Source organism: Waltera sp. (assembly GCF_046969025.1).
GTDB classification, from domain to species: domain Bacteria; phylum Bacillota; class Clostridia; order Lachnospirales; family Lachnospiraceae; genus Acetatifactor; species Acetatifactor acetigignens.
In genome coordinates this window covers 1-4,554 of record NZ_JBKVQF010000027.1, presented here as the reverse complement: position 1 = coordinate 4,554, position 4,554 = coordinate 1, and the positions used below count along the sequence as shown (strand labels likewise).

Genomic DNA, 4,554 nt, shown 5'->3' with positions numbered 1-4,554 from the left:
TAGAGTAAGCGCACAAAATCAACCTGCCCAGCTACGGTTTTTTTCTTTCCCCATTAGGCGGGGCAGGTTTAAAAGAATATGAAAAGCCGATAACAGCAGTCATGTTAGCCTGCGTGTTATCGGCTCTGCGTCTATGCGTCTGGCTCTCTAATAACGGATATATTCAGTTGCTTTACATGAATGAGCGTTTCCTGTTTACATTTTGGACAGAACAAGGGGAAATTCCTTAATTCCGTGTCAATTCGTATTTTTATTCGGGTTTTATTATGGCATATAGGACAACTAACCCAACTTGTCTCTTTCATCAAAATTACCCCGTAACTTGATGTTTCTTTGATATATTTTTTGTTAGTCTATAAAATACGAATATCAATCCAACATTAAGGATGATCATAAAGACCGGCTGGCTCATACCGAAATATGTTTTCATATCAGAAAATATACCGTTTGTATGAAGCATAAAAATCGGGCAAATTTCCTGCATTTTTTGTAAAACAGGAAGGCTATCATTAAAATCAAACACAACTGGCAAGAAGCAGATGACGCAAGAAGTAATAAGCGCTGTAACAGGAGAACTCATTTGAGCACTTAAAAACAATGTAATAGTTGTCAAGGCTACAATCCCAAAAATATTCAATATTACAGAGATAAAGAACATTTGCAAAAAGGTCAAATTATATATTGAAGAAGCATAATGTAATGAAGATTGAATGCTTACATTCCACCCCTGTAACCCATAGGTACAGCCATACAGAACTAAATTTAGCAGTAAATACAAGAGGTATGTGCCAATTACAACTTCCAAGGCCGCTATAATTTTTGAAGTTGTGAGTTTGGTTCGGCCATACCGAGCCGAATAAATAATGCTATCTGTATGAAGTGCATACTCTTCTGAGAAAACAGGAGATAGAGTGATTACAACAATTAAACATATCATTATGGACAAGATGCTCCCCATTCCAGATAATAGCTTATCCCAGCCATCGCAATATCCTAAAGTCACAGTTGGACTATTTGGATATGCTGTTTCGAGTGACTTAAAACTACCATCAGAATTTGTCAAATATTCCAGAATCGCCGCTTGGTCACGATAAACATGAACAGCAGAAAAAGCAGAATTTTCATCTTGTCCAACAGTTGCTTGTTTTGCTTGGTCGATTTTTTCTTGCATAGTAAGTAATGTATTTTGAGAGAGTTTTCCTTCAAATATTTCTGCTACTTCCTTCCGTTGTTCAATGGCTGTAAAACCGCTTGCTAATGCCATTTTTTCAAGGTCATAATCATAGAAAACATTTTGATAATTAAATTGAAAAAAGAAAAAATAGGCAACGATAAGAACCACACCAGCTAAAAACAACATTCGTGTTTGCTTTCTCGAACATATTTTATTTCGTTCTGCTTTTATCATTTCATTCATGCTCGGATACCTCCGCAAAATAGTATAAATACAAATCTTCCAATGTTGGATCAACATTCCAAGCGGTTCTGCATGGTGCTTCTTGAGAAATAATCCTCAGCCGTTCTGCACCATTATTATGTTTCAGATTTGCTGTTACATAGTTCAATTCTAATTCTTCGGCCTCTTTTCGAGATACATCACATTCCCAAACACATTTTTCAATCGGCTTCAAAATTTCTTCTGGAGAACCATGTTGAATTAACTCGCCATTTTTCATAATCAGAATCTCATTTGCGATATATTCAACATCAGAAACAATGTGAGTGGACAAAATTACAATTCTATTTTCTGCCAAAGAACTAATCAGATTCCTAAACCGCACCCGCTCTTTCGGGTCAAGTCCAGCTGTAGGTTCATCCAAAATCAAAATACGGGGATCGTTTAGTAATGCTTGAGCAATTCCCAAGCGTTGTTTCATACCGCCGGAAAAAGTTTTGATTTTTTCGTTTTTCTGTGTGAGCAGATCAACAACCTGCAACAGCTCCATTGTGCGATTATGGGCTTTTTTAGGCGGCAGCCCCTTTATTGCAGAGATATACATCAAAAATTTATACGCTGTAAAGTTAGGATAATAGCCAAAATTTTGTGGCAGGTAGCCTAAGATATTACGATATTTCTCGCCCAAATCATGAATGTTTTTCCCGTTAAAAAAAATGGCTCCTTTCGTTTCAGTTTGGACATCGCAAATCATTCGCATCAAAGTTGTCTTGCCCGCACCATTTGCCCCGATTAGACCATAAACACCATTTGTTAATTTTGCGCTGAAATGATTTACAGCTTTTTTTCTTCCATATTCTTTTGAAAGATCATTTATTGTAAGTTCCATATCAATTCTCCAATCATTTTTTCTTTTTTCAAGTACAGTTGAAGTGTTTTCCCTAATAGGATAATAGATAACACATAAAATCCAATCCATCCCCAGAACATAGACGCTTCAAATATAAATCGCTGATGGAGTACAAGAGAAAATGTTCCAGAAAGAAAAATCATACAAGCGATTAAATGATACAAGCTATCGTTTGTCCTGCTTTTCGCACATATAAAAAGATAACAAGTGCAAGAAATATTAAATGGAATCAAACCATACAACACCATTTCAATCATTGATTTCTGGTAAATATATGCCATTGAAATTAAAATGACTGTTATTAGGAAAAGGTTGATTACTCCAATAATCAGCATACGACCTGCTACAATTTTTACCAGCGTTGTTCTACTAGACTGTTCAATTTCCCACATACCATAGATGTTGCTTTTAGATATTTCTATTGCACCTAATAACGCAAGGAATGGAACCATAACTGCAAGGATTGTCAATGGATAATAAAATGGAACCCTCCATTGGCCCAGGATACATGCTAATAATACTGCACATATAGTGAGTATTATTTGAACAATCCAGAAAGAAAGCGGCAGAAATTGAAGTTGGTTCAATATAATATCTCGCATTGAATTTTTATTGAATTCAGAACTATTCATGTAACTTTTTCCAGCTACGATTACTGCTTTAATTTTAGGTTCAGATGGAGCAGGCGTTTCACAACTCTGCAACCATTCTAATACACCATTTTGTTTTTGGGTCATACATTATCGCCTCCTCTAAAATCAGCCAAATATCGTTCCAGTTTTTTAATCCCCTGTTGGAGCCTAGATTTTACAGTAGAAACACTAGCTTTTGTAATGGTTGCAATCTCTCGGATTTTCAAATCATAATAAAATCGTAAAATGATGACCTCTTTTTGATAGTCCGGTAATGTGTTGATTGCATATTGAATTTGCGCTTTAAGTTCGTTAAGCTCAATTTTTTCAAAGGCATTATCAGTATCTTCTATATCTTCAAGAGTTTCTAAATCCATATACAGGGGTTTTGCTTTCTTAGTATAATTGTTACAGGTATTAACAGCAATCGTTAGCAGGTAGTTTTGAAATTTCCCGATCTTTCGTACTGATTGAATATTCTCCAACAATTTCAAGAAAACATCTTGTGTAATATCTGCGGCGGTATCTGGATCGCCGTTCAATCGCCGACAACAAAATAGATAAATTGACTGATAATATTTTCGGACAATTATCTCAAATGCATCTGTGTCACCCGACTGGATTTTTTTAATTAGTATGAAATCTTCGATACCGTGTCACCGCCTTCCATGTGTAAAACGCCTTACACTTAATATACAACTGAGTAACCCAAAAGGATTTAACTTTAGAAATTTTTCTTTTACTTTTTTCATTTCCCTTGACATTAACTTAGGAGGACTGACAGACGAGGACGGTTTAATGCTCACACAACATTTGTTGGAGCGTTTTCCAGATCAAAAAATAGTCATTCTCTCTGGCTATAATCTTCCTGTTTATCGCAAAGAAGCAAAGAGGATCGGTGCAAGAGGGTTTATCAGTAAGGATGTAGAACCAGATGAGTTATTGCACATTTTATTGACCATCAAAAATGGGGCAACACACTTCCCACGGGAAGAAGTATTTATAGAAGAGCTGACAGACGGGGAGAGAAAAGTTCTCGAATTGGTTGCATCAGGAGTTAGGCGCCGCGAAATCGCTGAACAGCTTTTTATTAGTGAACGAACAGTATCAAATCATTTGCAACATATTTTTGAAAAATTGCAAGTTAGCTCTACCGTTGAGATGATAACAAAAGCTATTAAGCTCGGATATATTGCTCAATCTTCAATCCAGAGGTCATGCGAGAGGAAAGCGAGCTGCGCCAGCGGGTCGGACAGAAGTTGAAACTCTACCTGGAACAGTATTTGCCTATCGTGGAAGGCGCCATTGACGGGGCCTTAAAAGTTGAAAAGCCGAATGAAGAAGCGGAGGGTGTCTGAACATCCTCTGTTTTTCTTATTTTGCGGGCATTTTGGGACTTCTGCAACGCTTTATAAGTAGGGATAAGATACGGTATCACGGCGCCTCTGCATTTCCCGAAGGTAGTCGATTGCCTCATGGTACAGTACCAGCTTGCAGTAAGCATCGAACTGGCACCGCTCGCCATAGTCATTGCGGGGGATCATATCCATCTTTTTTTTCCTTTGCCGTCGTCCGGCAGAATGTTATTCAATATTTAATTCAATGCTTCCTGTGAA

The 4,554-nt window shown here is 37.1% G+C and carries 7 protein-coding genes; 1 reads left to right on the top strand and 6 read right to left on the bottom strand.

The annotated features are described in order from the left end of the window. Nucleotides 1-131: 131 nt before the first annotated feature. Genes ACLTOH_RS13170 through ACLTOH_RS13150 form a run of 5 tightly spaced genes read right to left on the bottom strand, consistent with a single transcriptional unit; the run spans nucleotide 132 to nucleotide 3,531 of the window. On the bottom strand, nucleotides 132-305 hold the full coding sequence (locus ACLTOH_RS13170; protein WP_081026450.1) for a cysteine-rich KTR domain-containing protein: 174 nt from the start codon (nucleotides 303-305) through the stop codon (nucleotides 132-134). A gap of 5 nt (nucleotides 306-310) precedes the next feature. Further along, nucleotides 311-1,417, bottom strand: a complete 1,107-nt coding sequence (locus ACLTOH_RS13165; protein ID WP_016300381.1) for a hypothetical protein — start codon at nucleotides 1,415-1,417, stop codon at nucleotides 311-313. Continuing rightward, nucleotides 1,410-2,285: an ABC transporter ATP-binding protein gene (locus ACLTOH_RS13160; RefSeq protein ID WP_118537768.1), complete on the bottom strand. Its 876-nt coding sequence runs from the start codon at nucleotides 2,283-2,285 to the stop codon at nucleotides 1,410-1,412. The genes ACLTOH_RS13165 and ACLTOH_RS13160 overlap by 8 nt, the downstream gene beginning before the upstream one ends. Beyond that, complete coding sequence (locus tag ACLTOH_RS13155; RefSeq protein WP_016300379.1) at nucleotides 2,270-3,043, bottom strand: hypothetical protein; 774 nt, start codon at nucleotides 3,041-3,043, stop codon at nucleotides 2,270-2,272. The genes ACLTOH_RS13160 and ACLTOH_RS13155 overlap by 16 nt, the downstream gene beginning before the upstream one ends. Beyond that, nucleotides 3,040-3,531: an RNA polymerase sigma factor gene (locus ACLTOH_RS13150; protein ID WP_270492712.1), complete on the bottom strand. Its 492-nt coding sequence runs from the start codon at nucleotides 3,529-3,531 to the stop codon at nucleotides 3,040-3,042. Before ACLTOH_RS13150 ends, ACLTOH_RS13155 begins: the two co-directional genes overlap by 4 nt. Nucleotides 3,532-3,574: 43 nt before the next feature. Here ACLTOH_RS13150 and ACLTOH_RS13145 point away from each other — a divergent pair, with 43 nt between their 5' ends. Then, complete coding sequence (locus tag ACLTOH_RS13145; protein ID WP_118537769.1) at nucleotides 3,575-4,201, top strand: response regulator transcription factor; 627 nt, start codon at nucleotides 3,575-3,577, stop codon at nucleotides 4,199-4,201. 146 nt (nucleotides 4,202-4,347) lie between these two features. Here ACLTOH_RS13145 and ACLTOH_RS13140 read toward each other — a convergent pair whose 3' ends face one another. Further along, nucleotides 4,348-4,488, bottom strand: coding sequence for a hypothetical protein (locus ACLTOH_RS13140; protein ID WP_243026361.1), 141 nt, complete (start codon nucleotides 4,486-4,488; stop codon nucleotides 4,348-4,350). Nucleotides 4,489-4,554 lie beyond the last annotated feature (66 nt).